This window comes from Pseudomonas sp. MAG733B (genome assembly GCF_036884845.1).
In the GTDB taxonomy this organism is placed as follows: domain Bacteria; phylum Pseudomonadota; class Gammaproteobacteria; order Pseudomonadales; family Pseudomonadaceae; genus Aquipseudomonas.
Genome location: NZ_CP145732.1, coordinates 5,575,304 through 5,602,280, shown reverse-complemented (window position 1 = coordinate 5,602,280; position 26,977 = coordinate 5,575,304). Strand labels below are relative to the sequence as shown.

The 26,977-nt window shown below is 58.8% G+C and carries 27 protein-coding genes; 17 read left to right on the top strand and 10 right to left on the bottom strand.

What is annotated here, in order from left to right; genetic code table 11:
* Positions 1-73 precede the first annotated feature (73 nt).
* From V6Z53_RS25600 to V6Z53_RS25585, 4 genes are all read right to left on the bottom strand, one after another.
* Positions 74-751 (bottom strand): response regulator transcription factor, encoded by a 678-nt coding sequence (locus tag V6Z53_RS25600; RefSeq protein ID WP_338582414.1) that lies wholly within the window; start codon positions 749-751, stop codon positions 74-76.
* 7 nt (positions 752-758) lie between these two features.
* Positions 759-1,172 carry a translation initiation factor 2 gene (locus V6Z53_RS25595; protein WP_338582413.1) on the bottom strand — a complete coding sequence of 138 codons (414 nt, stop codon included), beginning with the start codon at positions 1,170-1,172 and terminating at the stop codon, positions 759-761.
* A gap of 111 nt (positions 1,173-1,283) precedes the next feature.
* Complete coding sequence (locus V6Z53_RS25590) at positions 1,284-1,583, bottom strand: YciI family protein (RefSeq protein WP_008156126.1); 300 nt, start codon at positions 1,581-1,583, stop codon at positions 1,284-1,286.
* Between the two features lies 1 nt (position 1,584).
* Positions 1,585-2,181: a septation protein A gene (locus tag V6Z53_RS25585; protein ID WP_338582412.1), complete on the bottom strand. Its 597-nt coding sequence runs from the start codon at positions 2,179-2,181 to the stop codon at positions 1,585-1,587.
* An 87-nt stretch (positions 2,182-2,268) separates the two neighbouring features.
* Here V6Z53_RS25585 and V6Z53_RS25580 point away from each other — a divergent pair, with 87 nt between their 5' ends.
* From V6Z53_RS25580 to arfB, 9 genes are all read left to right on the top strand, one after another.
* Complete coding sequence (locus tag V6Z53_RS25580) at positions 2,269-3,132, top strand: PHP domain-containing protein (RefSeq protein WP_338582411.1); 864 nt, start codon at positions 2,269-2,271, stop codon at positions 3,130-3,132.
* Positions 3,133-3,145: 13 nt separating this feature from the next.
* Entirely contained in the window at positions 3,146-3,775 is a 630-nt protein-coding gene (locus V6Z53_RS25575; protein WP_338582410.1) for an L-threonylcarbamoyladenylate synthase, read from the top strand.
* A 120-nt stretch (positions 3,776-3,895) separates the two neighbouring features.
* The gene (locus V6Z53_RS25570; protein ID WP_338586568.1) at positions 3,896-4,594 is read left to right on the top strand and encodes a ScpA family protein; all 699 of its coding nucleotides are present in this window, start codon (positions 3,896-3,898) and stop codon (positions 4,592-4,594) included.
* A gap of 11 nt (positions 4,595-4,605) precedes the next feature.
* On the top strand, positions 4,606-5,577 hold the full coding sequence (gene scpB, locus V6Z53_RS25565; protein WP_338582409.1) for an SMC-Scp complex subunit ScpB: 972 nt from the start codon (positions 4,606-4,608) through the stop codon (positions 5,575-5,577).
* Positions 5,578-5,873: 296 nt separating this feature from the next.
* Positions 5,874-7,085, top strand: coding sequence for a 23S rRNA pseudouridine(2605) synthase RluB (rluB, locus tag V6Z53_RS25560; protein WP_338582408.1), 1,212 nt, complete (start codon positions 5,874-5,876; stop codon positions 7,083-7,085).
* Positions 7,086-7,944: 859 nt separating this feature from the next.
* Positions 7,945-9,357 carry an amino acid permease gene (locus V6Z53_RS25555; protein WP_338582407.1) on the top strand — a complete coding sequence of 471 codons (1,413 nt, stop codon included), beginning with the start codon at positions 7,945-7,947 and terminating at the stop codon, positions 9,355-9,357.
* A 223-nt stretch (positions 9,358-9,580) separates the two neighbouring features.
* Positions 9,581-10,081: an Hcp family type VI secretion system effector gene (locus V6Z53_RS25550; RefSeq protein WP_338582406.1), complete on the top strand. Its 501-nt coding sequence runs from the start codon at positions 9,581-9,583 to the stop codon at positions 10,079-10,081.
* Complete coding sequence (locus V6Z53_RS25545) at positions 10,068-10,766, top strand: DUF4225 domain-containing protein (protein ID WP_338586567.1); 699 nt, start codon at positions 10,068-10,070, stop codon at positions 10,764-10,766. The genes V6Z53_RS25550 and V6Z53_RS25545 overlap by 14 nt, the downstream gene beginning before the upstream one ends.
* A gap of 781 nt (positions 10,767-11,547) precedes the next feature.
* Entirely contained in the window at positions 11,548-11,961 is a 414-nt protein-coding gene (gene arfB, locus V6Z53_RS25540; protein WP_338582405.1) for an alternative ribosome rescue aminoacyl-tRNA hydrolase ArfB, read from the top strand.
* Here arfB and V6Z53_RS25535 read toward each other — a convergent pair.
* The 6 genes from V6Z53_RS25535 to phhA all read right to left on the bottom strand — a co-directional run bounded on the left by V6Z53_RS25535 (position 11,958) and on the right by phhA (position 16,379).
* A complete protein-coding gene (locus V6Z53_RS25535) occupies positions 11,958-13,157 on the bottom strand; it encodes an MFS transporter (RefSeq protein WP_338582404.1) in 1,200 nt (399 codons plus the stop codon). The genes arfB and V6Z53_RS25535 overlap by 4 nt on opposite strands.
* Before the next feature lie 99 nt (positions 13,158-13,256).
* Positions 13,257-13,442: a hypothetical protein gene (locus tag V6Z53_RS25530; protein WP_056853044.1), complete on the bottom strand. Its 186-nt coding sequence runs from the start codon at positions 13,440-13,442 to the stop codon at positions 13,257-13,259.
* A gap of 72 nt (positions 13,443-13,514) precedes the next feature.
* Positions 13,515-13,646 (bottom strand): hypothetical protein, encoded by a 132-nt coding sequence (locus V6Z53_RS25525; RefSeq protein ID WP_263597392.1) that lies wholly within the window; start codon positions 13,644-13,646, stop codon positions 13,515-13,517.
* A gap of 274 nt (positions 13,647-13,920) precedes the next feature.
* Complete coding sequence (locus V6Z53_RS25520; RefSeq protein WP_338586566.1) at positions 13,921-15,117, bottom strand: amino acid aminotransferase; 1,197 nt, start codon at positions 15,115-15,117, stop codon at positions 13,921-13,923.
* The gene (locus tag V6Z53_RS25515) at positions 15,114-15,470 is read right to left on the bottom strand and encodes a 4a-hydroxytetrahydrobiopterin dehydratase (protein WP_046037728.1); all 357 of its coding nucleotides are present in this window, start codon (positions 15,468-15,470) and stop codon (positions 15,114-15,116) included. Before V6Z53_RS25515 ends, V6Z53_RS25520 begins: the two co-directional genes overlap by 4 nt.
* A gap of 117 nt (positions 15,471-15,587) precedes the next feature.
* Entirely contained in the window at positions 15,588-16,379 is a 792-nt protein-coding gene (gene phhA / locus V6Z53_RS25510; protein WP_008055500.1) for a phenylalanine 4-monooxygenase, read from the bottom strand.
* A 278-nt stretch (positions 16,380-16,657) separates the two neighbouring features.
* Between phhA and V6Z53_RS25505 the strand changes: the two genes are divergently transcribed.
* The 8 genes from V6Z53_RS25505 to V6Z53_RS25470 all read left to right on the top strand — a co-directional run bounded on the left by V6Z53_RS25505 (position 16,658) and on the right by V6Z53_RS25470 (position 26,877).
* Positions 16,658-18,217 carry a sigma-54-dependent transcriptional regulator gene (locus V6Z53_RS25505; RefSeq protein ID WP_338582403.1) on the top strand — a complete coding sequence of 520 codons (1,560 nt, stop codon included), beginning with the start codon at positions 16,658-16,660 and terminating at the stop codon, positions 18,215-18,217.
* 274 nt (positions 18,218-18,491) lie between these two features.
* A complete protein-coding gene (locus V6Z53_RS25500; RefSeq protein WP_338582402.1) occupies positions 18,492-19,232 on the top strand; it encodes a flagellar basal body rod protein FlgF in 741 nt (246 codons plus the stop codon).
* Positions 19,233-19,277: 45 nt separating this feature from the next.
* Positions 19,278-20,063, top strand: coding sequence for a flagellar basal-body rod protein FlgG (gene flgG, locus V6Z53_RS25495; protein WP_008055493.1), 786 nt, complete (start codon positions 19,278-19,280; stop codon positions 20,061-20,063).
* A gap of 53 nt (positions 20,064-20,116) precedes the next feature.
* Positions 20,117-20,812: a flagellar basal body L-ring protein FlgH gene (gene flgH, locus V6Z53_RS25490; protein WP_150704800.1), complete on the top strand. Its 696-nt coding sequence runs from the start codon at positions 20,117-20,119 to the stop codon at positions 20,810-20,812.
* Positions 20,813-20,830: 18 nt separating this feature from the next.
* Positions 20,831-21,940 (top strand): flagellar basal body P-ring protein FlgI, encoded by a 1,110-nt coding sequence (locus V6Z53_RS25485; protein WP_338586564.1) that lies wholly within the window; start codon positions 20,831-20,833, stop codon positions 21,938-21,940.
* A 13-nt stretch (positions 21,941-21,953) separates the two neighbouring features.
* Entirely contained in the window at positions 21,954-23,234 is a 1,281-nt protein-coding gene (gene flgJ, locus V6Z53_RS25480) for a flagellar assembly peptidoglycan hydrolase FlgJ (RefSeq protein ID WP_338582401.1), read from the top strand.
* A gap of 24 nt (positions 23,235-23,258) precedes the next feature.
* A complete protein-coding gene (gene flgK / locus V6Z53_RS25475; RefSeq protein WP_338582400.1) occupies positions 23,259-25,271 on the top strand; it encodes a flagellar hook-associated protein FlgK in 2,013 nt (670 codons plus the stop codon).
* A gap of 13 nt (positions 25,272-25,284) precedes the next feature.
* Positions 25,285-26,877 carry a flagellar hook-associated protein 3 gene (locus tag V6Z53_RS25470; protein ID WP_338582399.1) on the top strand — a complete coding sequence of 531 codons (1,593 nt, stop codon included), beginning with the start codon at positions 25,285-25,287 and terminating at the stop codon, positions 26,875-26,877.
* Positions 26,878-26,977: the final 100 nt, after the last annotated feature.

The window sequence follows — 26,977 nt, the reverse complement described above, 5'->3', positions numbered from 1 at the left end:
GAAGGCTGCGATCTTTTGATCTTCTAAACGAAAGTCAAAAGATCGCAGCCTGCGGCAGCTCCTACAGAAAGATTCAGAGGCTGTAGTAATAGCCGCGACTACGCAGGGCCACGATGCGCGGGCGGCCATCAGGATGCGGGCCGATCTTCTTGCGCAGGTTGCTGACGTGCATGTCGAGGCTGCGGTCGTAGAGGGTCAACTTGCGGCCGAGGGCGATTTGCGCCAGTTCCTGTTTGTCCAGCGGCTCGCCGGGTTGCTTGAGCAGGGCTTCGAGCAAACGGCTTTCGGAAACGGTGAGGGAAAACTCTTGCTCGTCGATGCTGACCACACCGCGCACCGGGCTGAAACACAGGTCGCCCAGCTCCAACTGGCTGGACACCGCCGCCGGATGACTGCGCCGCAATACGGCGCGCAGGCGGGCTGTCAATTCCCGTGGATCGCACGGCTTGGCCAGGTAATCGTCGGCGCCCAGTTCCAGGCCGAGGATGCGGTCCAGAGGTTCGCCCCGGGCCGAGAGCATCAGCACCGGCAAATCCGGATGGTCGCTGCGCAACTGCTTGAGCAGTTCCAGGCCGCTGCCGTCCGGCAGCATCACATCCAGCACGACGGCTGCCGGAGAGGTTTCGGCCAGCGCGCGACGAGCGCTCTGGCCGTCGTGACAGGCACGTACCTGAAAGCCTTCCTGGCTCAGCCAACTGCTCAGGAGCTCACACAGCTCCTGGTCATCATCAATTAGTAACAGCTCGCTCATGACTCACTCAATTTAGCCATTGTCGACGTTTTCGACTTGCACCACTGGCGAAGATACCGCAGAGCAGGGCCGTTAGCGCAACTCCGGCGCCAATGACGAACCACTGTTGCTGATCGGTCAGCAAGCGCGGGATCGAACTGCCGGCCTGGGTTTCCTTGAGTTGCAGCTTCAAACGCTGGTTCTCCTGGCGCAACCGGGTCAGTTGGGCGCTCTCGCGTTCGCCATCGGCAGTCTGCAATTGTTTGTTCAGTTCTTCTCGTTGCCGCTCGCTTTCCTTCAAGCGTTGCTGCAATTCGTTGATCTGGCTGCCGGCACTCAAGGACAAAGGCGTCGACCCGACACCCTCGGCGCTTTCTTCACCGTGGGCGGGGGCCACGATCGACAGCGTGACCAACATCAGACACAAAGGACCTTTGCGCATCGCGACTCCTGATTCCAATACGGGTATTTGGCAGGTTGTCGGCAGGCAAACGAGAATAATGAGCGATTGAGATCGCGATGAACCGTTAAAGGTTCATCGCGCGGGAGGATATTACGGAAGGACTTGCTTGAACGGCTTGACCGAAACGTTGGCGTAGACGCCGGCCGCGATGTACGGATCGGCGTCGGCCCAGGCCTGGGCGGCGCTCAGGGAGTCGAATTCGGCGACGATCAGGCTGCCGGTGAAACCCGCTGCGCCCGGATCATTGCTGTCGACCGCCGGGTGCGGGCCGGCCAATACGATGCGACCTTCGCCTTTGAGCACTTGCAGGCGCTCAAGGTGTGCCGGGCGTGCGGCCAGGCGGGCTTCCAGGGAGTTGGCGACGTCTGTGGCAATGATTGCGTAAAGCATGTCAGTCCTCGGTTTTTGGCGATGTGGTATCGGCATCGTGCAGGTGGCGGGATAGGTAGATGCCCTGGCCGACCAGGAAAATCAGTGTCATGCCCAGGCTGCCGAAGACCTTGAAGTCGACCCAGTAGCTCTGGAAGGTGAACGCGACGAACAGGTTGGCGGCACCGCAAAACAGGAAAAACACGATCCAGGCGATGTTCAGGCGCGTCCAGACCGGGTCCGGCAGGGTCAGCGCGTGGCCCATGATGCGCTTGATCAGCAGGCGGTCACCGATGAAGTGGCTGCCGATGAAACCCAGGGCGAACAGCCAGTTGACCACCGGGGCTTTCCATTTCAGGAACGTCTCGCTGTGGAAGGCCAGGGTCAGGCTGCCGAAGACCAGGCAGGCGACGAGGGTCAGCCACTGGCTCTTCTCCAGCTTGCGCTGTTTGATGAACAGCGTGCCGTAGACCACCAGCGAACTGATGATCAGCATCGCGGTGGCGCTGTAAATACCGCCTACAGTTACCTCGTGGCCGGCAATGTCGACGACCCGTGGATCGATTTTGAAGACGATGAAAAACAGCAGGAGCGGGATGAAATCGATGAATTGTTTCACAGTGGCAGCCAGAAGCAGGATGTGGCGGCATAATAACAAACATATGGGCGCGCGATAGCGCCAGCTGATTTGAGGTTACAAAGCCCCGTGAATGTTGATTTGCACTGCCATAGCACGGCCTCCGATGGCGCCCTGGCGCCTGCGGTTCTGGTTGCGCGTGCGTTCGAGAAAGGCGTGCGAGTCCTGGCCTTGACCGATCACGACACCCTCGAAGGCATCGCTGAAGCCCGGGAAGCGGCGATTGCGCTGGGGATGCAACTGGTCAACGGCGTCGAATTGTCCTGTACCTGGGGCGGCGCGACCATTCATGTGTTGGGCTACGGTTTCGACGTCAATGCCGCACCGTTGGTCGAAGCGATTGCGAAATTGCACGATGGCCGCTGGCTGCGGTCCGAAGAAATAAGTCGCAAATTGGCGTTGAAGGGCATGCCCGGCGCGCTGGAAGGCGCGCGCGAGATCCAGCAGGAACTGGGCGACAGCGGCAACGCACCTGCCCGCCCGCATTTCGCTGACTGGATGGTGCGTGAAGGTTTCGTCAAGGATCGCGCCGAAGCATTTCGCAAATGGCTGGGCGCCGGTAAGCTCGGGGACGTCAAGCAGCACTGGCCGACCCTGGAAGACACGGTCGAAACCCTGCGCGCAGCCAAGGCCTGGGTCAGTCTGGCCCATCCTTGGCATTACGAATTTACTCGCAGCAAGCGTCGCCGCCTGATTGCCGACTATATTCAAGCGGGGGGCCACGCGATCGAAGTGGTCAATGGTTATCAGCCTGCCGATCAAGTGGGCAGCCTGGCCATTTTGGCCCGCGAGTTCGGTCTGCTGGTCAGCGCCGGCAGTGATTTCCATGGCCCAGGCGGGTGGTCGGAAATCGGTGAGTACCGCCCGCTCCCGGAGGATCTGCCACCCCTGTGGTGTCGGTTCAAACATGACACAGTTATTGCCGCCGTCTGAACAGGTAGAGAATGTGAGTCAATTTTTCCAGATTCATCCGGAAAACCCGCAACCGCGCCTGATCAAACAGGCTGTCGAGATCATTCGCAGTGGCGGGGTGGTGATTTATCCCACGGACTCCTCCTACGCAATTGGTTGCCAGATCGGTGACAAGGTCGCCGTGGAACGTGTGCGCCGTTTGCGTGGGCTGGACGACAAGCACAACTTCGCGCTGATCTGCAGCGACCTGTCGCAACTGGGTCTGTTCGCCAAGATCGACACCGGCACTTTCCGCATTCTCAAGGCCCATCTGCCGGGGCCGTATACCTTCATTCTCAACGCCACCCGCGAAGTCCCGAGGCTGTTGCTGCATCCGAAAAAGCGCACCATCGGCCTGCGGGTGCCGAGCCATCCGATCGCGCTGGCACTGCTGGATCAACTCGGCGAGCCGTTGATGAGCGTGAGCCTGATCATGCCCGGTGAAACCGACCCGATGTTTGATCCCTATGAAATGCGCCAGTTGCTGGAGCATCAGGTCGACCTGATCATCGACGGCGGTTTCGGCGGGATCAAGGCGTCCACCGTGATCAGCCTCGCCGATGGCGAACCGGAAGTGATCCGCGTCGGTTGCGGCGACCCTGCGCCGTTCATGGCCGAGGCCTAGATGTCCGCAGTAGAACCCGTCGACAGTCAGGCCGGAGCCCAGCAAGAGCTGCCCTTCGCCATGGTCTATGGCCAGGCGGTCATGGAAATGCCGCTTGACCTGTATATCCCGCCGGATGCATTGGAAGTCTTTCTTGAAGCCTTCGAAGGCCCGCTCGATCTGCTGCTGTACCTGATCCGCAAACAGAACATCAACATCCTCGACATCCCGGTGGCGGAAATCACCCGCCAGTACATGGGCTATGTCGAGTTGATGCAATCGGTGCGCCTGGAACTCGCCGCCGAGTACCTGGTGATGGCCGCGATGCTCGCCGAGATCAAGTCGCGGATGCTGCTGCCCCGCGCCGAAACCGTCGAGGATGAGGAAGAGGACCCGCGCGCCGAACTGATCCGCCGCTTGCAGGAGTACGAACGCTTCAAGGCTGCTGCGGAAGGCATCGATGGCCTGACCCGTGTCGGTCGCGACGTGGTGGTGCCCAAGCTCGATGCCCCGGAGGCCCGCGCGCGCAAGTTGTTGCCGGACGTGCGTCTGTCGGAGCTGCTGCTGTCCATGGCCGAGGTGCTGCGCCGTGGCGACATGTTCGAAAGTCACCAGGTCAGCCGCGAGGCGCTGTCCACCCGCGAACGCATGAGCGAAGTACTCGAACGCCTCAAGGGCGGCGGTTTTGTGCCGTTTGTCGAGCTGTTCACCGCGGAAGAGGGGAAGCTGGGGGTCGTCGTGACCTTTATGGCGATCCTCGAACTGGTGAAGGAATCTTTGGTCGAGCTGGTGCAGAATGAGCCGTTCGCCGCGATCCATGTGCGAGCCCGAGCCGAATAACGAGTCGAATCATGAACCTGAGTGAACCCCGCGAGCTGGCGCCACTGCTTGAAGCCTTTCTGTTGGCCTCGGGAAAACCGCAATCCCTGGAGCGCCTGTTCGAACTCTTCGAAGAAGGCGAGCGCCCGGAGCCGGCGGTTTTCAAGAAAGCCCTGACCATTCTGGGCAAGTCCTGCGATGGCCGTGCGTACGAGTTGAAGGAAGTCGCTTCCGGCTATCGCCTGCAAATTCGCGAGAAGTTTTCGCCGTGGGTCGGGCGTTTGTGGGAAGAGCGGCCGCAGCGCTATTCGCGTGCCATGCTCGAAACCATCGCCTTGATCGCCTACCGACAGCCGATCACTCGGGGCGAGATCGAAGATGTGCGGGGCGTGGCGGTCAACAGCCAGATCGTCAAGACGCTGATGGAGCGCGAGTGGATCCGTATCGTTGGCTACCGCGACGTGCCGGGTAAACCGGCGATGTTTGCCACCACCAAGGCGTTTCTCGATCACTTCAACCTGAAAAACCTCGACGACCTGCCGCCGCTGGCGGAGTTGCGTGAGCTGGAACCCGACCCGGTCCTCGATTTCGACGACGCGCCGGTGCCGGCATCGCTGCAAGAGTTGGCCGATGCCAGCGCCGAGCCGGAAGAGCCCAAGGAGGAGACCAGTTTCCATACGCTGTTGCTGGAACTGGACAGCATGGAAGAGGGGATCAAGACCGATTTCGATGATCTGTTGCGAGACGGCGTGGCGCCTGAGTTTGATTCGGAACAGCCGGACATCGAGCCGGAACCTGAAATTGCCCAAATCGAGCCTGAGCCGGAAATTGAACCGGAGCAGGAAGACGACATTCTCGGCGTGGCCGAGGCTCGTGAAAAACTCTTGGCCGCCGTTGCCGCGCTGGAACAGCCGAAACCCGAGCCCGAGTTAAGCGACGAAGAAGCCGAAGCCCTGGCGCTCGCCGAAGCCATCGAAGCTGAACGCCGCGAATTCGAAGACTGATACGAATCTTGAGAACTGTGGAGATCCATTGTGGGAGCGGGCTTGCTCGCGAAGAGGGCGTGTCAGGCGACATCTTTGTTGGCTGACCTGACGCATTCGCGAGCAAGCCCGCTCCCACAGTGGGGATTGTGTTCACAGCAAAACAGCGGACCACCGGCCAGCGGAAAATCCAATAACCTTGCCTCGATCAGCTAGTCTCTGATGCGCAAACGCCCGCATGCGCGTATGATTCGCGACCCTTCGGCGATCCCTTCGCCCGAGTACCCAGTTTTCAGAACACACCGGGAGGTGCCCAGATGAGTATCAAAGACCAGAAAGACGACCAGGAAATCGGCCCAGCAGGCGAAAAACTGCAGAAAGTCCTCGCCCGTATCGGCGTCGGCTCGCGCCGTGACGTGGAAGCCTGGATCAGCCACGGCCGCATCAAGGTCAATGGCAAAGACGCCACCCTTGGCCAGCGCGTCGACATGCACGACGCCATCACCATCGATGGCAAGGTGATCAAGCGCGAAGAGGCCGCCGAGTCGGTCCGCCGCGTGATCATGTACAACAAGCCTGACGGCGAGATCTGCACCCGCGTTGACCCGGAAGGTCGCCCGACCGTATTCGACAAGATGCCAAAGCCGAAAGAAGGCCGTTGGATCAACATCGGTCGCCTCGACATCAACACCACCGGTCTGTTGATGTTCACCACTGACGGTGAGCTGGCCAACCGCCTGATGCACCCTTCCTACGAAATGGACCGTGAGTACGCGGTACGTGTACGTGGCGAAGTCGATGACGAGATGATCGAGCGCCTGAAGGCTGGCGTTGTCCTCGAAGACGGCCCGGCCAAGTTCACCGACATCAAGCAGGCGCCGGGTGGCGAAGGTTTCAACCACTGGTATCACTGCGTGGTGATGGAAGGTCGTAACCGCGAAGTGCGTCGTCTGTGGGAATCCCAGGGCCTGGTGGTCAGCCGTCTGAAGCGCGTGCGTTTCGGTCCGGTGTTCCTCAACTCCGACTTGCCGATGGGCCGCTGGCGCGAAATGAGCCAGTACGAAGTCGACATCCTGAGTGCCGAGGTCGGCCTGACGCCGGTCGCGATGCCGCAGATGAACGCCAAGAGCAAAGACAAGCTCGACCGGATGCAGCGTAAATCGTCGCGTCCGATGGCCAAGGCTGAACGTGTGCGTACCTTGCGTCCGGCCTCTGCCGCACCTGCCGCGCCGCGGGAAAACCGCGAGCCGCAGATCGAAGGCGAGCGTCCAGGTCGCAAGCCAGTTGCGCGTCAGGACGGTGAGCGCGGTCCACGCACGCCACGTCCGGCCAATGGTCGTACCGAGCGCGGCGAAGGTCGTGGTACACCGGTAGCCGATCGCCCAGCCGACACCAAGCGCCCGGCCAAGCCTGCGCCGAAACGTCCGGGGATCAAACTGGTCGATGGCGACAAGCCTTCGGGCAAGCGCCGTGGTGCACCGGCCGGTTCGGGCCAGCGCCCGGGCTTCGGTCGTCGCAAGCCTGAGTAATCGGCAAGCGCCTCATAAAAAACGCCAACCTTCGGGTTGGCGTTTTTTTTTCTGGCTTTTATGTCTGTGTTGTTTTTAAGGGCGCCATCGCGAGCAAGCTCGCTCCCACAGAGGTTGTGGTTGTTCACAAAATCGCGAGTACACCTCCCTACCTGTGGGAGCGGGCTTGCCCGCGATGGTGCCAGTCGCAGCGCAGAGGTGCCCAAGGTGGAAAGCCAAAATTACAGACTGTAAAGAATTCATGACGAAATCCACGGATTAACCCCATGAAATCGCCTTTCCCTTAAGGCAGTAAGAAAAATCTTACACTCCATTCACTTATGCCCTTACCCCAGCCCTCTAGCCCGCTTGTTTCCCCGGCCCCAGCAAGGTGTCATGCGCCCCATGCCTGTCGTGCAGGTGCATAACAAAAAGGAGGCGCAATGAACGCCGCAATCCGTTTCCAGCTCTTCGCGCGGGCCGGTTTTTCCACCGTCCCCGTCAACGACCCGCAAAGGTCTGACTCCCTTTTTGCAGCCGCCCGAAGCCATCGGGGCGGACACAGGCAATCCCGGCAACCGACACGCTGATCCAGCGGGTCTGGCAGCAGGGGGTTAGCGGTGTACAATGCGCCGCGTTTTACCTGTGACCTCCTGCGCACCTGCGCAAACCTCAAGGCTATCCGCCTTGTTCACTCCGCCGCGTCACGAGCGTGTCGGGTTCGATTTCGTCACAGATAAAAACAAACAGGTGACGCATGACCGTTGTAAATACGCTGAACTCCTGGTGCCTGCGCTGGGGTTTGATCGGTGCCGCTTAACGTTTTTCCCAAGCTGCAACGTCTTTCGAACATCATCAAACCTTGCGTGAGACCCTTTTCATGAGTGGACAAAACTCGCATTCAGGCGAGCTGAAACGCGGCCTGAAAAATCGCCACATTCAACTGATTGCCCTCGGTGGCGCGATCGGTACCGGATTGTTCCTCGGCTCGGCCGGGGTGCTGAAATCCGCCGGGCCGTCGATGATCCTCGGCTATGCCATCTGCGGCTTCATTGCCTTCATGATCATGCGCCAACTGGGCGAAATGATCGTCGAAGATCCGGTAGCCGGCTCCTTCAGCCACTTCGCGCACAAGTACTGGGGCGGCTTTGCCGGCTTCCTGTCGGGCTGGAACTGCTGGATTCTGTACATTCTGGTGGGTATGTCGGAGCTGACCGCGGTCGGCAAATACATCCACTACTGGGCGCCGGACATCCCGACCTGGGTCTCTGCGGCGGCCTTCTTCGTGCTGATCAACGCGATCAACCTGGCCAACGTTAAAGTGTTCGGCGAGGCCGAGTTCTGGTTCGCGATCATCAAGGTCGTGGCGATCGTCGGCATGATTGCCCTGGGCAGCTACCTGCTGGTCAGCGGTAATGGCGGCCCGCAAGCAGCGGTCAGCAACCTGTGGTCCCACGGCGGCTTCTTCCCGAATGGTACTAGCGGTCTGGTGATGGCCATGGCGTTCATCATGTTCTCCTTTGGCGGCCTGGAAATGCTCGGTTTCACCGCAGCCGAAGCCGACAAGCCGAAAACCGTGATCCCGAAAGCCATCAACCAGGTGATCTACCGGATCCTGATTTTCTACATCGGTGCCCTGGTGATCCTGCTGTCGTTGACCCCATGGGACAGCCTGCTGACCACGTTGAATGCCTCCGGTGATTCCTACAGCGGCAGTCCGTTCGTGCAGGTGTTCTCGATGCTCGGCAGCAACACCGCCGCGCACATCCTCAACTTCGTGGTCCTGACCGCGGCGTTGTCGGTGTACAACAGCGGCACCTACTGCAACAGCCGCATGCTGCTGGGCATGGCCGAACAGGGCGACGCGCCGAAGGCCTTGGCGAAGATCGACAAGCGCGGCGTGCCGGTGCGTTCGATCCTGGCTTCGGCTGCCGTTACGCTGATTGCCGTACTGCTGAACTACCTGATTCCGCACAGCGCGCTCGAGTTGCTGATGTCGCTGGTAGTGGCCACGCTGGTGATCAACTGGGCGATGATCAGCTACTCGCACTTCAAGTTCCGCCAGCACATGAACAAAACCAAGCAGACGCCGCTGTTCAAGGCCTTTTGGTATCCGTATGGCAACTACATCTGCCTGGCGTTCGTGTTGTTCATTCTCGGCGTGATGCTGTTGATTCCGGGGATCCAGACATCCGTGTACGCGATTCCGGTGTGGCTCGTGTTCATGTGGGTCTGCTACGGCATCAAGAACAAGCGCAGTGCCCAGCGCACCTTGCAGGCTGCGACGGAGTAACTCCACGCAGAAACAACAAACCCGGCCATGTGCCGGGTTTTTTGTTCTTGATGCGTTAACTTTGCGATTGCACTGAAGTCCGGTTCCTACATGATGAGGTGTCGTTTACTACAGTGATTTCGGAACTTTTAGCAAAGCAGATTAATTCAGAACTGACCTACACCCTGTCTGCTCTTCTTCGCCCTAAACTCTGGCGCTCCGAACCATCAAGGAGCAATAATTTATGGCGAGTCATAGTTACATGAGCATCACCGGCAAACGACAAGGCTTGATTTCAGCAGGTTGCTCAAGTCAAAGCTCTATCGGCAATAAATGCCAACTCGGCCATCAGGATGAAATCATGGTGCTGGCCTACTCGCACGATATGCTGACGGGAAGTGACGGCGGCATTGCAGGTGGTCGCGGTAAGCACATGCCGATCATGATTACCAAGGCTATCGATAAATCATCGCCGCTGTTAGCGAGCGCGCTGCATGAGCGTGAAGAAGTCGAGTGCGTTATAAATTTCTACCGTACTGCTTCGGTCGGAGGGCAAGAGCGATATTATTCAATACATCTCACAGGCGCGCGTATTGCACATATCAGTCAGCAAGTTCCCCACGCTATTCGCATGAATGATGCAGAGCCGCAAGAGCTGGTGTCCATTCGATATAGGGATATTGCCTGGGCGCACGTTCCTGGTGCCACAAGTGCTTATAGTACTTGGGGGAATGAGGGTGAATGAGGATTCTTGCGATATTCATGATGTGACTGGAGCGGCTTCTGATCTGGCTGCAGTGGGATGCAGAATCGGCATGACACATTTTCCGGATGGATTCACGCGGCTTCGCTTTAGTTCGATTATTTCATCCTATGCGGATGAGGTTATACAGGCCGTTGATGAAGGGATCATCAGCGCGTGGCAAGGATTACAGGAAATAAGAGTCGAATATGAAGAATTAACATCAAAGGCCAGTTTCTATCTAAAAAATAGCATAGGGGTTGTAGCAGGGGTTATGCAGGTCAGGACAGGGGGTTCGATTGTCTTAGCTTCGGGAGGGCTTGGTACGATTCCGGGCTCATTTATGATTGGACATGGCGTTAATAACATTTATGAGGGGTTTGCTAATATTTATCGCGGGCCTGCGGCTGAAAACACGGTTGGACCTGTTAGGCGAATTTACCAAATTGCATCTGACAATAATTATGAAGGGGATATGAAGTATTACGCCGTGGATCTGGCTTTGTCTGGGTATGGCGTGTTTAGACCAGTATCAAGGGTCGGCTCTGTGGAATTGTTCAGATGGGACCCAATCAACTATGAGATGGCTTATCGGCAGGCTGGAAAATTGGCTTTATCCTTTGAGGTGTTAGTTGACTTGTTGACAATAGAAGCGATGGTTTCTGGGGAGGGGGGAGAAAACAAGTAGTTTTTATATAGTTGTTTTATATCACGCCGCGCATTCTTGGGGTGTAAAATTTCAAACCCAAGAAAACAACAATCGTATATATTGTGAAAAAGACGATGTGACGATACTTTTCATCGGTGTCGAAAATTTTCGTTATTCCAAGCGCAATAAGGCTGGTAGGTAGTACTGCGCAAGCAAAAACCAATAGGGTTACAGATGTGTAATATCGGATGTTTTCAAGTTTCATATATTATAAGGTCTGTTTTTGGGTGCTGGGTGTTAGGTGTTAGGTGTTAGGTGTTAGGTGTTAGGTGTTAGGTGTTAGGTGTTAGGTGTTAGGTGTTAGGTTTGTGGCTTGTGTAAGGTGAATGAAAAGTTATTTATGGGTGTGATTTAATAATTACGTAAGTTTTCGCATTCTTGGAATGTAAAATATTAATCCAAAAAAAACAACAATAACGTATGCCGCTAAGTAGGCCGCATCTAAATATTTTTCGTCTATGTGTATTATTTTTCTAATGCTAAACACAATTAGTGCGGAGGGCAGGCCGGAGCAGCCCAGCACCAGGAGGGTGACCGCGATGTAGTATCGGATGTTTTCAAGATTCATATCTAGTTGATCTGTCAATTTGAAACCTAGATTAATATTGCGATTCAAAAAAAAGCAACTTTCCTTTTGCAAATCCGACAACACTGTAAGAAAAATCCGTCATGGCTTTTTCGTCACCTGCTCCAATGATTGTCTCCTATTCAGAAACCAATTCGCGGTATCCTGCACGCTCTAGTACCCGGACGCTTTTCCATGCTGGTGATTTCCAACAACGTGCATCTGCCGGATGCCGAGATCGAGTTGACGGCCATTCGTGCCCAGGGTGCCGGTGGGCAGAACGTCAACAAGGTCTCCAGTGCGATGCACCTGCGCTTCGACATTCCGGCCTCGTCCTTGCCCGAGTTCTACAAGGAGCGGTTACTTGGGCTGCGCGACAGTCGCATCACCAGCGACGGCGTGTTGATCATCAAGGCCCAGCAATACCGGACGCAGGAGCAGAACCGTGCCGATGCGCTGGAACGTCTGGTCGAGTTGATCCAGAGCGCCACCAAGGTCGAAAAGAAACGCCGCCCGACCAAGCCGACCCTCGGTTCGAAAACCCGTCGGCTGGAATCCAAATCCAAGCGCGGCAACATCAAGGCCGGGCGCGGCAAGGTCGACTTCTAACGCGCGTCCCGCGCTTCGCGTTGCTTCGGTGCCTGCCGGTACAAGTAGACGCTGAGCACCAGGCCGCTGAGTGCGGCCAGTGCGGCGAACAGGAAGATCGAAGCAAAGCCGAAACCTGCCGCAATCGCACCGGCCAACGGCCCGGTGATGCCCAGCGACAAATCGATGAACAGCGAGTAAGCACCCACCGCCGCGCCACGGCTGGAAGCAGGCACCAGGTTGACCGCTTCAACCCCGAGCGCCGGAAACACCAGAGAGAAACCGAAACCGCTCAGCGCTGCGCCCGCCAGCGCCCAATGAGCATCCGGTGCCAGCCACAGCAGCAACAGGCCCAGGGTCTCCACCGACAGACAGACAATCGCTACGCGAAAACCGCCGAGACGATTGATCAGGTTGCCGAACAACAGCCGCGCGCCGATGAAACTGGCGCCGAACAGGCTCAGGCACAGCACCGCGTTATCCCAGTGCTGCGTGGCGTAATACAGGGTGATGAAGGTGGCGATGGTGCCGAAACCGATGGAGCCAAAGGCCAGGCCGCAACCGTGGGGCAGCACGCGGCCGAGCACATGCATGAACGGCAAGCGTTCACCGACAACAATCGGCGCAGCGGTTTTCGGCCAGGCCAGCAACAGGCCAATTACAGCCAGCAGCACGATACTCACGCCCATGCTCCACAAGCCCATTTGATTGACCAGCAGCACGCCCAACGGTGCGCCGACCGCCAGTGCGCCGTAACTGGCGATGCCGTTCCACGAAATGACTTTGGCGGTGTTCGCCGCGCCGACGCGGCCGATGCCCCAGCCAATCGAACCGGAACCCACCAGACTTTCCGCGCTGCCGAGTACCAGGCGGCCGATCAGCAGGCTGATCAGGCTGAGCATCGGCAAGCTTTGCGTCCAAGCCGAAATCAGCATGAATACGCCACTCAAGCCACACCCGGCGAGGCCGTACATGACCGCCAGTTTGCTGCCTTTGTTATCGATGATTTTCCCGGCATACGGGCGGCTGAGCAGGGTGGCCAGGTATTGCACGCTGATCACAAGGCCTGCGATCACGGCGCCGAACCCCAGGTCGCTGTGGACGTAACCCGGCAATACGGCCAGGGGAATGCCGATGTTCAGGTAGCCGATGAAGGTAAAAAGGACGATGGAAACAACTTGCAGCGTGACCGCCAGGGGGCGCTGGTTTTCAGACATGGGTAAAGGTCCACGGCGAAGCAGGATAGATAGGCTGCTTATGATAGCGGTGCTGGCTGTCGTGGGTTGTGAAAAAGTAAAACTATTTGCCGGGTGGGGTCACTCGGGCTTGGCGGGCGCCACCAGTTGCGTGGTGACAAGAGCGGCCAAGGCATTTTCTTCTGTGCCGAAGCGGGCAAGCAACGCGGCCTGTTTTTCGGGGGAGAGGCGATTCCAGATCTCGATCATTTTCTCGGCGGTGCCAATCAGGACGCTGGCTTGCGCTTCACTGAATTCATCGGTCATGGGTAAAGGCTCTTTCAGGCAGTGTGGAAAGCGCATGTTAGCGCTTTCCACACGGTCTGTACGGCGGGTGTTTCAGTCTTCGCTGTCAGCCTTGCGACTGTCAGGTGCTTCTTTCGGCTCGGGCTGTTGGGCGCCGGCTTGTTGCGTGGTCGTCTGCTCAGGTACGTGCAGGCTTGGGAAGGGGAGATTAGGAATCTCGTGCATGGTTGCGCTCCTCGCTAAGTCTGTTGATAGATCTGGTAGATCCGCGCTTTCAAAAAAGCTTGGGCAGGATACAGCACTGAAAATGACAAATAGACTTTTATATCCATTTGTTTCGACGGACGGGGTTGTATAGACAGATCGGTAGCACTGGCGCACAAAAAACTGTAGGAGTGAGCCTGCTCGCGATAGCGGTGTAACAGTCAACATCAGCGTTGAATGACACTCCGCTATCGCGAGCAGGCTCGCTCCTACAGGGTGTTGCAGTGTTTGAAGATTATTTGCAGACGCTGGCAATCGCCTCGGCCAACAAATCCAGCCGCGTGGCATCAATCCCCGCCACGTTGGCCCGACCTGAATTGACCATATAAACGCTGTGATGATCGCGCAGGTTTTTCACTTGCTCAGGCGTCAACCCGGTGTAGGAAAACATTCCGCGCTGCACGCCAATGTGCGCAAAGCGCTCGCGCAAACCGTGTGGCTCCAGCGCTTCCACCAGACCACTGCGCAGTTGGGCGATACGCAGGCGCATCGCTTCCACTTCGTCGCGCCAGAGGTTTTTCAACTCTGGATCGCCGAGGATGGTCGCCACCACGGCCGCGCCGTGATCCGGCGGGGTCGACCACAAGTTACGGGCGATGTTGGCCAGTTGGCTGCGGATGTCGATGAGCTTGTCGGCGGTTTTCGCGCAGACAATCAGCGCACCGGTGCGGTCGCGGTACAGGCCGAAGTTCTTCGAGCAGGAGCTGGTGATCAGCACTTCCGGCAACTCGGCGGCGAATAGCCGGGTCGACCAGGCATCCTGTTCCAGGCCATCACCGAAACCTTGATACGCGAAGTCGATCAGCGGCAGCAGTTCGCGCTTGCGCACCACGTCCAGCACCCGGCGCCAGTCATCATGGGACAGGTCGAAACCGGTCGGGTTGTGGCAGCAGGCGTGCAGCAACACGACATCGCCCTTGGGCGCTTCATTGAGCACCGCCAGCATGGCGTCGACATCGAGGCGGTTGTCGCTGCCCACGTACGGGTAGTGACTGACCTTGACTTTGGCTGCCGCGAAAATGCTTTCGTGGATTGGCCAGGTAGGATTGCTCAGCCATACGCCACGGCCCGGCAGGCATTGGGCGATGAAGTCCGCGCTCAAGCGCAACGCTCCCGTGCCGCCCGGTGTCTGGGTGGCGCCGGCGCGTTGTTCGGCAATAAGTTTCGAGTCGGCGCCCAGCACCAGCTCATTGATCGCTTTGCCGAACGCCGGCTCGCCGTGACCGCCGATGTAGGTCTTGGTGGTTTGACGCTCCACCAGACGTGCTTCGGCGAGTTTCACTGATTGCGGAATCGGCGTCAGGCCCTGGGCGTCTTTGTAGACACCCACGCCGAGGTCGAATTTGCGCGGGTTCGGGTCCTGCGCATAGGCCTCCATCAGGCCGAGAATCGGGTCGCCGGGGACACGGCCGATGGCATCGAAATGCATTATTTGCGGCCCTCGGCGTCCTTGGCTACTTCGTCAGTGCGCGCGGCCATGATGAAGTCGTTGCGGTGCAGGCCTTTGATCGAGTGGCTCCACCAGGTCACGGTCACTTTGCCCCACTCGGTCAGCAGGCCCGGGTGGTGACCTTCGGCCTCGGAGATTTCACCGACGGCGTTGGTGAACGCCAGGGCGTGCTTGAAATTCTTGAACAGGAAGACTTTTTCCAGCTGCATGATGCTGTCGCGAACTTCGATGTTCCAGTCCGGGATCTGCTTGATCAGGATCGGCAATTCTTCGTCGCTGACTTGTGGGGCATCGGCGCGGCAGGCTTCGCAATGGGCTTGGGTGAGTGCGGTCATGATGTGTTCCTGAAATCGAATGTTGGGAGATCAGCCGTCAGAATTTATTGAGAGGTGTACCACGCTAAAGCAAAGCGTCGGTTCCTGACAGGCTCACTTGATTCTAAAAGCTGCGGATCAGGCGGCTTTTGGTTTGGGCGGAAATTTCGGTGCATGCAGACCCATCTGCATTGCTTGCTTGACCATGCCCATGATGTCTTCGTGGGCGAGGTCGAACAGGCGCTTGAGGTTCGGCAGCACGAAATACAGCGGCTGCAGAATGTCGATGCGGTAAGGCGTACGCATGCATTCCAGCGGATCAAACGCCTGATGCTCAGGCTCGTCCGACAGGCAGTAAACGGTTTCCTTCGGCGAGGACAGGATGCCGCCGCCGTAGATGCGCTGGCCTTGCGGGGTGTCGACCAGGCCGAATTCGATGGTCATCCAGTACAGGCGCGCCAGATACACGCGTTCTTCCTTCGAAGCCTGTAGGCCGAGCTTGCCGTAGGTGTGGGTAAATTCGGCAAACCATGGGTTGGTCAGCAGCGGACAGTGGCCAAAAATCTCGTGGAAAATGTCCGGCTCTTGCAGGTAATCCAGCTCTTCGCGGGTACGAATGAAGGTTGCCACTGGAAACTGCTTGCTGGCGAGCAATTCGAAAAAGGTCTGGAAGGGGATCAGCGCCGGTACACGGGCGACCTGCCAACCGGTGGTTTCACCGAGGACCTTGTTGATCTCGCCCAGTTGTGGAATGCGGTCGTGGGGCAGACCGAGTTTTTCGATACCGTCCAGATATTCCTGGCACGCACGCCCTTCGATCACTTTCAGTTGGCGAGTGATCAGCGTGTTCCACACCGCGTGTTCTTCAGCGGTGTAGTCGATAAAACCTTGCGCATCGGGCTCGCGAGCCACGTATTGCGTCTGCTTCATGCTGCTCTCCTGCTAGGGGATTCGTTCTTGTTATGTGCTGCTATGGACCCAGAAATAACCCATGAATTGCGCAATGGCAGCAGGTGATGAGTGCTCCGTGTAGGAAAATCCTCCAATAATCGTAAAGTTTCCGTTACGTTTTTGCCGTTGTCGCGCAGATGTTGAGATTAGCGGGTGGGAAAAGTGCTCCACCTGTCACATAATCTTGACGACTATCTGAGTGCTTCAGCAGAAATTTTCCTGCAATGGGCCTCATTCACTTCTGTTCGGGCCTTTATATGCGTATCAAAGTCCACTGCCAGAACCGCATCGGCATCCTGCGTGACATTCTCAATCTGTTGGTGGAGTACGGCATCAACGTCGCTCGCGGTGAGGTGGGCGGAGAGCATGGCAATGCGATCTATTTGCACTGTCCGAACCTGATCAACATCCAGTTCCAGGCCTTGCGTCCGAAGTTCGAGGCGATTGCCGGGGTGTTTGGCGTCAAGCGTGTAGGGCTGATGCCCAGCGAGCGTCGGCACATGGAGCTCAATGCGTTGCTCGGTGCCCTTGAGTTTCCGGTGTTGTCGATCGATATGGGTGGCTCCATCGTGGCGGCCAACCGTGCGGCGGCGCAGTTGCTCGGTGTGCGGGTGGACGAGGTGCCGGGGATTCCGTTGTCGCGCTATGCCGAAGATTTCGATTTGCCGGAACTGGTGCGCGCCAACAAATCGCGGATCAACGGGTTGCGGGTCAAGGTCAAGGGCGATGTATTCCTGGCCGACATTGCGCCGCTGCAATCGGAGCACGATGACAGCGAGGCGATGGCCGGTGCCGTACTGACGCTGCACCGCGCAGACCGCGTTGGCGAGCGCATCTATAACGTGCGCAAGCAGGAATTGCGTGGCTTCGACAGCATCTTCCAAAGCTCGAAAGTGATGGCGGCGGTGGTGCGCGAAGCCCGGCGCATGGCGCCACTCGATGCGCCGCTATTAATAGAAGGCGAAACCGGCACCGGCAAGGAGTTGCTGGCGCGCGCCTGTCATCTGGCCAGCCCGCGTGGGCAATCGCCGCTGATGGCGCTCAACTGCGCCGGCCTGCCGGAGTCCATGGCCGAGACCGAGTTGTTCGGCTACGGCCCGGGCGCCTTTGAAGGGGCGCGGGCCGAGGGCAAACTCGGGCTGCTGGAATTGACGGCGGGCGGTACGCTGTTTCTCGATGGCGTCGGGGAAATGAGCCCGCGCTTGCAGGTGAAACTGCTGCGCTTCCTGCAGGACGGTTGCTTCCGTCGCGTAGGCAGCGATGAAGAGGTCTACCTCGATGTGCGGGTGATCTGCGCTACCCAGGTTGACCTGTCCGAACTGTGCGCGCGCGGCGAGTTTCGTCAGGATCTCTATCACCGCTTGAACGTGTTGTCGCTGCACATCCCGCCACTGCGCGAATGCCTCGACGGTTTGCCGCCGCTGGTGGAGCACTTCCTCGATCAGGCCAGTCGGCAGATCGGTTGCCCGCTGCCGAAACTGGCCCCGGCGGCCATGGACCGACTGAGTCATTACCACTGGCCGGGCAACGTCCGGCAGTTGGAAAACGTGCTGTTCCAGGCTGTGTCCCTGTGCGATGGCGGCACAGTCAAGGCCGAGCACATTCGCTTGCCGGACTATGGCGTGCGTCAGCCGCTTGGCGATTTTTCGCTGGAGGGCGGGCTGGACGAAATTGTCGGGCGCTTCGAGAAAGCCGTGCTGGAGCGTTTGTATTCCGAGCATCCGAGCAGTCGGCAACTGGGCAAGCGGTTGGGGGTTTCGCACACCACCATTGCCAACAAGTTGCGGGATTATGAGGTGGGCAAAGATATTTCCTGAAGATCAAAAGATCGCAGCCTTCGGAAGGTCCTACAGGTTGAACGCCAATCCCCTGTAGGAGCTGCCGAAGGCTGCGATCTTTTGATCCATTGCCGTGAAGCGGCATAACACCGCCGGTTTTTCGTCTTCACTACTTTCCAAAATTCCCCGCAATACCTCCAAAGCCCTTTGTTTGCCGGGCCTCGCGCCGCGAAAAACAAGTTGGTCTGCAAATTGCTTATGCCTCGTCAGTACAGCAGTGGGCGGCAAACGTCCGGCAGGCAGAGGAAAGATTGTGGACAAGTACCTTTATGTGGCAATGACCGGCGCCAGCCAGAATGCACTGGCGCAAAAGGCTCATGCCAACAACCTCGCGAACATCTCCACCAACGGCTTCCAGAAAGACCTGGAGCAGGCGCGTTCGATGCCGGTGTTCGGCGACAGCTTTCCGGCGCGTGCGTTTGCCATGTCCGAACGCCCGGCCACCGACTTCTCTCCCGGCTCGCTGGTACAGACCGGTCGCGATCTCGATGTCGCCGTGCAGGGCAACGGCTGGCTGGCGGTGCAGAATCCCGATGGCGGCGAAAGCTATGTGCGTACCGGCAGTCTGGTGGTTGACGCCCTTGGTGTGTTGCGCGCCGGTAACGGCATGCCTGTGATCGGCAATGGCGGTCCAATCGCCGTGCCGCCCGAGCAGCAGATTGAAGTGGGCGAGGACGGCACCATCAGCATTCGTGCGATGGGCGAAGGTCCTCGCGTCATGGCGGAAGTCGACCGTATCAAGCTGGTCAACCCGGACATCAAGAACATGACCAAGGGCCTGGACGGTTCGATCCACACCAAGGACGGCCAACCGGCGCAAGCCGATGCCAACGTCAAACTGGTGTCCGGTTTCCTTGAGTCGAGCAACGTCAACGCCGTGGACGAGATGACCTCGGTGCTGGCCTTGTCGAAGCAGTTCGAGCTGCACATCAAGATGATGAACACCGCCAAAGAAGACGACCAGGCCATGGCTCGGGTCTTGCAGATCAGCTAATTATCAGAACGTCGCGCCGTAAAACAGGCGCACGAGGAGAATCGAATGCTTCCGGCTCTATGGGTTGCCAAAACCGGTCTGTCCGCCCAGGACACCAACCTGACCACCATTTCCAACAACCTGGCCAACGTGTCGACCACGGGTTTCAAACGTGACCGCGCCGAGTTCCAGGACTTGCTCTACCAGATCAAACGCCAGCCAGGCGCCCAGTCGACCCAGGACAGCGAACTGCCGTCGGGCCTGCAATTGGGTACTGGTGTGCGCATTGTCGGCACCCAGAAAAACTTCAATGCCGGCAGCCTGCAAACCACCGAACAGCCGCTGGACATGGCCATCGACGGTCGCGGTTTCTTCCAGATCCTGCAACCGGACGGCACCACGTCCTACACCCGTGACGGCACTTTCCACCTGGACTCCAACGGCCAGATCGTCAACGCCAGCGGCTTCGCCCTGGAACCGGCGATTGTCATCCCGAACGACGCCCAGACCTTCACCGTCGGCAAGGACGGCACCGTGTCCATCACCGTGGCCGGCAACCCGGCGTCCCAGGTGATCGGTAACCTGCAAACCGCCGACTTCATCAACCCGGCCGGCCTGCAAGCGGTGGGTAACAACCTGTTCCTGGAAACCGCCGCCAGTGGTGCGCCGCAAGTCGGCACGCCGGGCCTGGCCGGTTTCGGTACCACGCTGCAGAACACCCTGGAAACGTCCAACGTCAGCACCGTTGAAGAGATGGTCAACATGATCACCACTCAGCGCGCCTACGAGATGAACTCCAAGGTGATCTCCACCGCCGACCAGATGCTCTCGTTCGTAACGCAGAATCTGTAATCAAGTCTATGAGGCGGCCATGCGGTCGCCTGCAACACCGTGAGGTAAGGGTCATGAATCGCTTCGTTTCTGTTCTGGCATTGAGTGGGATCACCGTGCTCGCCGGCTGTGTCGGTCCGACACCCAAGCCCAATGATCCTTACTACGCCCCGGTGTTGCCGCGCACGCCGCTGCCGGCTGCCGCGAATAACGGTTCGATTTATCAGGCCGGTTTCGAGCAGAACCTCTATGGCGACCGCAAGGCGTTCCGGGTCGGTGACATCATCACCATCACCCTGAACGAGAAGACCCAGGCGAGCAAAAACGCCAACTCGCAAATCGGCAAGAACAGCAAGGCCAGCATCGGCCTGAGCTCGCTGTTCGGCTCTACCCCGAACACCAACAACCCGTTTGGCAGTGGCGACCTGAGCCTGGATGCCAGCTATGAAGGCGACCGCGCGACCAAGGGTGACAGCAAGGCCGCGCAGGGCAACACCCTGACGGGCTCGATCACCGTGACCGTGGCTGACGTGTTGCCCAACGGCATCATCGCGGTACGTGGCGAGAAGTGGATGACACTCAACACCGGCGACGAACTGGTGCGGATTGCCGGGTTGGTTCGCGCCGACGATATCTCCACCGATAACACTGTGCCGTCGACCCGTGTCGCCGATGCGCGCATCACCTACTCGGGCACCGGTTCGTTTGCCGATGCGAGTCAGCCAGGCTGGTTCGACCGTTTCTTCCTCAGCCCGCTGTTCCCTTTCTAGGTGGCTTTCCAGTTGAGCATGTTGAACTTCAGAAGTCTCATCGTTGCCGCTCTGATGCTGTCGGCAGCCTTCAACGTTCAAGCCGAGCGGCTGAAGGACATCGCCAGCATTTCCGGCGTGCGTTCCAACCAGTTGATCGGTTACGGCCTGGTGGTCGGGCTTAACGGTACCGGCGACCAGACGACGCAAACCCCGTTCACCCTGCAGACCTTCAACAACATGCTCTCGCAGTTCGGCATCAAGGTGCCGCCGGGTTCGGGCAACGTGCAGTTGAAGAACGTCGCGGCGGTGTCGATCAGTGCCGATCTGCCAGCGTTCGCCAAGCCGGGTCAGCAGGTCGACATCACCGTTTCGTCGATCGGTAATTCCAAGAGCCTGCGCGGCGGCACGTTGCTGCTGACACCGCTTAAGGGTATCGACGGCAACGTCTACGCCATCGCCCAGGGCAACCTGGTGGTCGGCGGTTTTGACGCCGAAGGTCGCGACGGTTCGAAGATCACCGTCAACGTTCCGTCAGCCGGTCGCATCCCTGGCGGTGCGTCGGTTGAGCGTGCGGTGCCGAGCGGATTCAACCAGGGCAACAGCCTGACGCTGAACCTCAACCGCTCCGACTTCACCACCGCCAAGCGCATCGTCGACAAGATCAACGACATGCTCGGCCCTGGTGTGGCGCAGGCTATTGATGGCGGCTCGATTCGCGTCACCGCGCCGCTTGATCCGAGCCAGCGTGTCGACTACCTGTCGATCCTCGAAAACCTCGAAATCGATCCGGGTCAGGCGGTGGCGAAAGTCATCATCAACTCGCGCACCGGCACCATCGTGATCGGCCAGAACGTCAAGGTTTCCCCGGCCGCCGTCACCCACGGCAGCCTGACCGTGACCATCACTGAAGACCCGATCGTCAGCCAGCCCGGCCCTCTGTCCAATGGTCAGACGGCGGTCGTGCCGCGTTCGCGGGTCAACGCCCAGCAGGAAGCCAAGCCGATGTTCAAATTTGGCCCGGGCACCACCCTCGACGAAATCGTCCGTGCGGTGAACCAGGTCGGCGCGGCGCCGGGCGACTTGATGGCCATCCTCGAAGCACTGAAACAGGCCGGCGCCTTGCAAGCCGACCTGATCGTGATCTAAGGACGGCGATCATATGGACATGTTCAAGAGTGGTCGGGTCAGCAGCAGCGATTCGGGTGCGTTCTCCGACCTGAACCGGCTGAATCAGCTCAAGGTCGGCGACAAGAACAGCGACGCGAACATGCGCAAGGTGGCGCAGGAGTTCGAATCGCTGTTCCTCGGCGAGATGCTCAAGTCCATGCGCTCGGCCACCGAAGCGCTGGGCAAGGACAATCCGCTCAACACCGCTGAAGCCAAGCAATACCAGGAAATGTACGACCAGCAGTTGGCCGTTTCCATGTCCCGCGAGGGTGGTGGTATTGGTCTGGCCGACGTGCTGATGCGCCAGATGTCGAAGAACAAACCGCTGGCGCCGGGTGAAGCGGCAACGCTGTCCGCCGCCAAGCAGGAGGCCGCGAAAGCCGCTGCGCAAACACCAATTGCGGCGGGCACGGTGGCGATCAATGGGCCGCTGTCACGGGTCAATGGCGAGCGTCCGTTGTGGGCTTCGCGTTCGGTCAAGGCGCCGACAGGCGAGGGCGCGCATCACAATGACATGGCACTGATCAATCAGCGGCGCCTGGCATTGCCGCCGAAACTGGCCGATCGCTTGCTGGCAGGCCTGGTGCCTTCCGCCACGACGACACCTGCGGCGGTCAGCAAGACTCAACTGCCGGAGCGCGTAGCAACCAGCGGTGCCGGGCCTTTGTACAACGGCGACTGGCTGGCGAATGCGCAAGCGGCGTCGAGCGGATCGATGCAGATTCATGGTCGCGCCATCGCACAAATTCCTTTGGCGCCGGCGAAGAAAGCCTTCAGTTCCGCCGACGAATTCGTCAACACCATGCTGCCCATGGCCAAGGAAGCGGCCGATCGCATTGGCGTCGACCCGCGCTACCTGGTGGCCCAGGCCGCACTGGAAACCGGTTGGGGCAAGTCGGTCATGCGCGCCCAGGATGGCAGCAGCAGCCACAACCTGTTCGGCATCAAGGCCAGCAGTAACTGGCAAGGCAATTCGGCGCGTGCGATCACCAGCGAATTCAGGAATGGCGAGATGGTCAAGGAGACGGCCGAGTTCCGTTCCTACGACTCTTACAAGGACAGTTTCCACGACCTTGTTACTTTGCTGCAGACCAATAATCGCTATCAAGATGTGCTGAAGTCGGCCGATAACCCAGAACAGTTTGTACGCGAGTTGCAGAAGGCCGGTTATGCAACCGACCCGGACTACGCAAGCAAGATTTCGCAGATAGCCAAGCAGATGACGAGTTACCAGAACTACGCTGCGGCGGGCGTTTCCACCACGCCTTTATAGGCACTAAGGATCAAGGTCTGAACCATGAGTTTACTCAACATCGGAATGTCGGGTTTGTCCGCTAGCCACGCATCGTTGGTGACTACCGGTAATAACATTTCCAACGTCGATACCGTCGGGTACTCGCGCCAGCAAACTGTACAGAACAGCAAGAATTCTATTCAGTATGGCAATGTGTTCATCGGCACCGGCACCACGCTGGCCGATGTGCGTCGGGTGTACAACAGCTACCTCGATGCACAGTTGCAGACCACCACTTCGCTCAACAGCGATGCGCAGGCTTATCTGGGGCAGGCCACCCAGGTCGACAAGTTGCTGTCCGACAGCGGTACCGGTGTGACCAAGACCCTGCAATCGTTCTTCGCGTCGTTGCAGACCCTGGCCGGCAACTCCAACGATAACGCCGCGCGCCAGGCATTGCTGACCAATGCCCAGGGTTTGAGCAGTCGCTTCAACTCGATCTCGCAGCAGCTGTCGCAGCAAAACACCTACATCAACGACCAGTTGGGTTCGATGGCCGATCAGGTCAACAAACTGGCGTCGACCGTGGCGGCGTACAACAAGAAGATCGCTGAAGTCAGCGGCTCGGGCGGTACCCCCAACGAACTGCTGGACCAGCGCAACGAAACCATTCGTCAGCTCAACGAGCTGGTCGGCACGCAGGTGACCGAGACCGAGGGTCGAATAGATATCTACCTGGGCAGTGGCCAGCCGCTGGTGGTCGGCGACGTTGTCAACAAATTGCGTGTGGCGCCGGACCCTGCCGATCCGACCCGTTCCTCGATCATCATGGATCGCAATGGCTCTTCAGTCGACATCACCAGCGTGATGAGCGGTGGGGAGATGGGCGGCCTGGTGCGTTATCGCAACGAAGTGCTTGCACCGGCGGTCAATGGCCTCGGTCGCATCGCCATGGTCGTCGCCGATCAGGTCAACAAGCAGTTGGGCCAGGGCCTGGACCAGAACGGCAACTTCGGCGCGGCGCTGTTCAACAACATCAACAGTTTGAAAGCCATCGGCGAGCGCAGCATCGCCAACGCCAACAACAATCCGGCGTCCGGCAACCTGAATGTCACCATCAAGGACACCAGCAAGCTGGCGGCCAGTGATTATCAGGTGACCATCACGGCGACGGGATATAACGTGCGTCGCCTGTCGGATAACACCGACATGGGCAACTTCGCCTTCGCTACACCGCCTGCCGCTGATCCTGTTATCGATGGCTTCAGCCTAAGCATCAATTCGGGCACCGTGGCCGCCGGCGATTCGTTCAAGATCACCCCGACCCGTGGCGCCGCCGCCGACATGACCACGGTCATGACCGACACCAAGACCCTGGCCACGTCCGCTCCGCTGACGTCCACCAAGGCCTCGGGCAATGACGGCACCGGTGCTGTCAGCCAGCCGAAACTGAGCACGCTCCTGGACATCTACGACCCGGTCCAGCGCCTGGAAGTGCAGACGGCGGTCAAGGCTGCGATGCCGGTTCGCATGTTGATGACCAGCGCCACCGCCTATGAAGTATTCGACGCCAAGGGCACCAGTATCGGCACTGGCAGCATCGTGCCGGGCCAGAACAACGACCTGAACATCGCGGTGCCATACACCGATGCCGGTGGCAACGCCAAAACCTTCAATGTGGCGATGACGGTCAGCGGCAGCCCTGCTTCCGGTGACAGTTTCAATATTTCCATGACGGCGGCCGACAGCACCGACAACCGCAATGCCCAGTCGCTGCTCGCGCTGCAAACCAAGGCTACTATCGGCGCCAGCGCCACCAGCCCGGGCGTGAGTTTTACCGAAGCCTATGGTGGTCTGGTAACGACTGTTGGTTCCCTGACCAAGCAAGCCCAGCTGGATGGCACGGCCACCGACACCATCCTGACCGGTGCGCGAAATGCCCGTGACTCGCTGTCGGGCGTCGACCTCGATGAAGAGGCGGGCAACCTGACCAAGTACCAGCAGTACTACACGGCCTCTTCGCAGATCATCAAGACTGCGCAGGAAATTTTCAGCACTCTGATCAATGCCCTTTAAGGAGCCGTAGAACATGCGTATTTCTACAGCACAGTATTACGCCACGACGGCTGCCAACTATTCTCGCAACCTCAACAATGTGATGAAGACCGCCGAGCAGGCCAGCAGCGGCGTGAAGCTCGAGACCGCGGCGGACGATCCTGTTGGTGCGGCCCGTCTGCTGCAACTCGAACAGCAAAAAGCCATGTTGGGTCAGTACACCACCAACATCAGCGCGTTGAACACGGCGCAGGCGCAGGAAGAAAGCGTGCTGGACAGCATCAACAACGTGCTGCAGAAAGTCAGTGAGTTGGCGATCCGCGCCGGTGGCGGTTCGTTGAACGACGATGACCGAAAATCCATCGCCGCCGAACTCAAGCAGTCCGAAGAGCAATTGCTGAGCCTGATGAACAGCAAGGACGCCAACGGCAAGTTCATCTTTTCCGGTGCGAGCAACAACACTCAGCCGTTCGTGCGCAACAGCGACGGCACCTACAGCTATCAGGGCGACCAGACCCAGCTGGAACTGAAGATCGGCGATTCGATGTCGCTGGGCCTGAACGATACCGGTTGGGACGTTTTCCAGCAGGCGATCAACGCTGCCCGCAGCACCACCACCATGACTGCACCGGCCGTCAATGACGGACGTGTGGACTTGTCCCCGGGGCTGGTCAGTTCCGGTCCGGCGTTCGATGCGAGCTTCCGCAACGGCCAGCCTTACACCATGGCGTTCACCAGCAGTACCCAGTTTGTGATTACCGATGCACTGGGTAATGACGTGACTGCCGAAGCGACTGGCGGTGGCAAGTTTGATCCGAATACCAAGGGAGGTTCCGACGTCACTTTCCGCGGTGTGACCTTCAAGCTGGATATCACTTTCCAGCCGGGCGACACCCCGGCTGACTCGGCATCCGCTGATGCGGTGATCGCCGGTCACAGCTTCCAGTTGGCGGCCAAGCCAGACAGCTTTGTCGCCAACCGCGCCCCGGGCAACGCCTCGACGGCGATCATTTCCCAGACGACGGTAACCAACGCTGCCGACTACGAGAGCTTTTTCCCTGAAGGCGGCGCGGTCCTGAAGTTCACCGGTCCCGGCACCTTCGAGCTGTACACCCGCCCATTGACCAGCACCAGCACCCCGGTCACCACCGGGACTGTGGTGGCTGGCGTGGCAACGGCGGCCGGTGTCAGCTTTACCTTGGGCGGTACGCCACCGACTCCGGCTGCAGGTGATCAGTTCGACATCGCGGTCAATACCCATCAGACCCAGAACGTGCTCGATACCATCAGCCAGCTGCGTTCGGCGCTCGACTCGCCGACCCAAGGCAACCCAGCCGCCCAGCGTTTCCTGGAAGACACGGTAGCGTCCGCCATTGCCAACCTGAACAACTCCAAGAACCAGGTCGACCTGGCGCGCGGAGCGATCGGTGCGCGGGGCAACGTGATGGATATGCAGGCAGAGCAGAACACGAGCTCCGGCCTGATCAACGAATCGACAGGTAACGGAATCAAGAATACCGACCCGGCGGAAGTGCTGACGCGCCTGACCTTGCAGCAGACCATGCTGCAGGCTGCGCAACTGGCGTTCGCCAAGGTTTCCCAGTTGAGCCTGTTCAACAAGCTTTGAGTCGGTCTTGACCGCTCGTGGCCAGTCCCTTTCATAGGGGGCTGGCTTTTTTTTTGCATTTTTTTTGATGATGCACGGTGGGGTGGGGCGGGGATCCGGA

Coding starts and splice junctions, on each gene's coding strand:
- V6Z53_RS25595 (WP_338582413.1), bottom strand. CDS start 1,172: ATGCGCAAAGGTCCTTTGTGTCTGATGTTGGTCACGCTGTCGATCGTG.
- rluB (WP_338582408.1), top strand. CDS start 5,874: ATGAGTATCAAAGACCAGAAAGACGACCAGGAAATCGGCCCAGCAGGC.
- flgG (WP_008055493.1), top strand. CDS start 19,278: ATGCTTCCGGCTCTATGGGTTGCCAAAACCGGTCTGTCCGCCCAGGAC.
- V6Z53_RS25515 (WP_046037728.1), bottom strand. CDS start 15,470: ATGACCGCACTCACCCAAGCCCATTGCGAAGCCTGCCGCGCCGATGCC.
- V6Z53_RS25600 (WP_338582414.1), bottom strand. CDS start 751: ATGAGCGAGCTGTTACTAATTGATGATGACCAGGAGCTGTGTGAGCTC.
- V6Z53_RS25550 (WP_338582406.1), top strand. CDS start 9,581: ATGGCGAGTCATAGTTACATGAGCATCACCGGCAAACGACAAGGCTTG.
- arfB (WP_338582405.1), top strand. CDS start 11,548: ATGCTGGTGATTTCCAACAACGTGCATCTGCCGGATGCCGAGATCGAG.
- scpB (WP_338582409.1), top strand. CDS start 4,606: ATGAACCTGAGTGAACCCCGCGAGCTGGCGCCACTGCTTGAAGCCTTT.
- flgK (WP_338582400.1), top strand. CDS start 23,259: ATGAGTTTACTCAACATCGGAATGTCGGGTTTGTCCGCTAGCCACGCA.
- phhA (WP_008055500.1), bottom strand. CDS start 16,379: ATGAAGCAGACGCAATACGTGGCTCGCGAGCCCGATGCGCAAGGTTTT.
- V6Z53_RS25545 (WP_338586567.1), top strand. CDS start 10,068: ATGAGGGTGAATGAGGATTCTTGCGATATTCATGATGTGACTGGAGCG.
- flgH (WP_150704800.1), top strand. CDS start 20,117: ATGAATCGCTTCGTTTCTGTTCTGGCATTGAGTGGGATCACCGTGCTC.
- V6Z53_RS25555 (WP_338582407.1), top strand. CDS start 7,945: ATGAGTGGACAAAACTCGCATTCAGGCGAGCTGAAACGCGGCCTGAAA.
- V6Z53_RS25470 (WP_338582399.1), top strand. CDS start 25,285: ATGCGTATTTCTACAGCACAGTATTACGCCACGACGGCTGCCAACTAT.
- V6Z53_RS25590 (WP_008156126.1), bottom strand. CDS start 1,583: ATGCTTTACGCAATCATTGCCACAGACGTCGCCAACTCCCTGGAAGCC.
- V6Z53_RS25505 (WP_338582403.1), top strand. CDS start 16,658: ATGCGTATCAAAGTCCACTGCCAGAACCGCATCGGCATCCTGCGTGAC.
- V6Z53_RS25525 (WP_263597392.1), bottom strand. CDS start 13,646: ATGCACGAGATTCCTAATCTCCCCTTCCCAAGCCTGCACGTACCTGAG.
- flgJ (WP_338582401.1), top strand. CDS start 21,954: ATGGACATGTTCAAGAGTGGTCGGGTCAGCAGCAGCGATTCGGGTGCG.
- V6Z53_RS25530 (WP_056853044.1), bottom strand. CDS start 13,442: ATGACCGATGAATTCAGTGAAGCGCAAGCCAGCGTCCTGATTGGCACC.
- V6Z53_RS25535 (WP_338582404.1), bottom strand. CDS start 13,157: ATGTCTGAAAACCAGCGCCCCCTGGCGGTCACGCTGCAAGTTGTTTCC.
- V6Z53_RS25485 (WP_338586564.1), top strand. CDS start 20,831: ATGTTGAACTTCAGAAGTCTCATCGTTGCCGCTCTGATGCTGTCGGCA.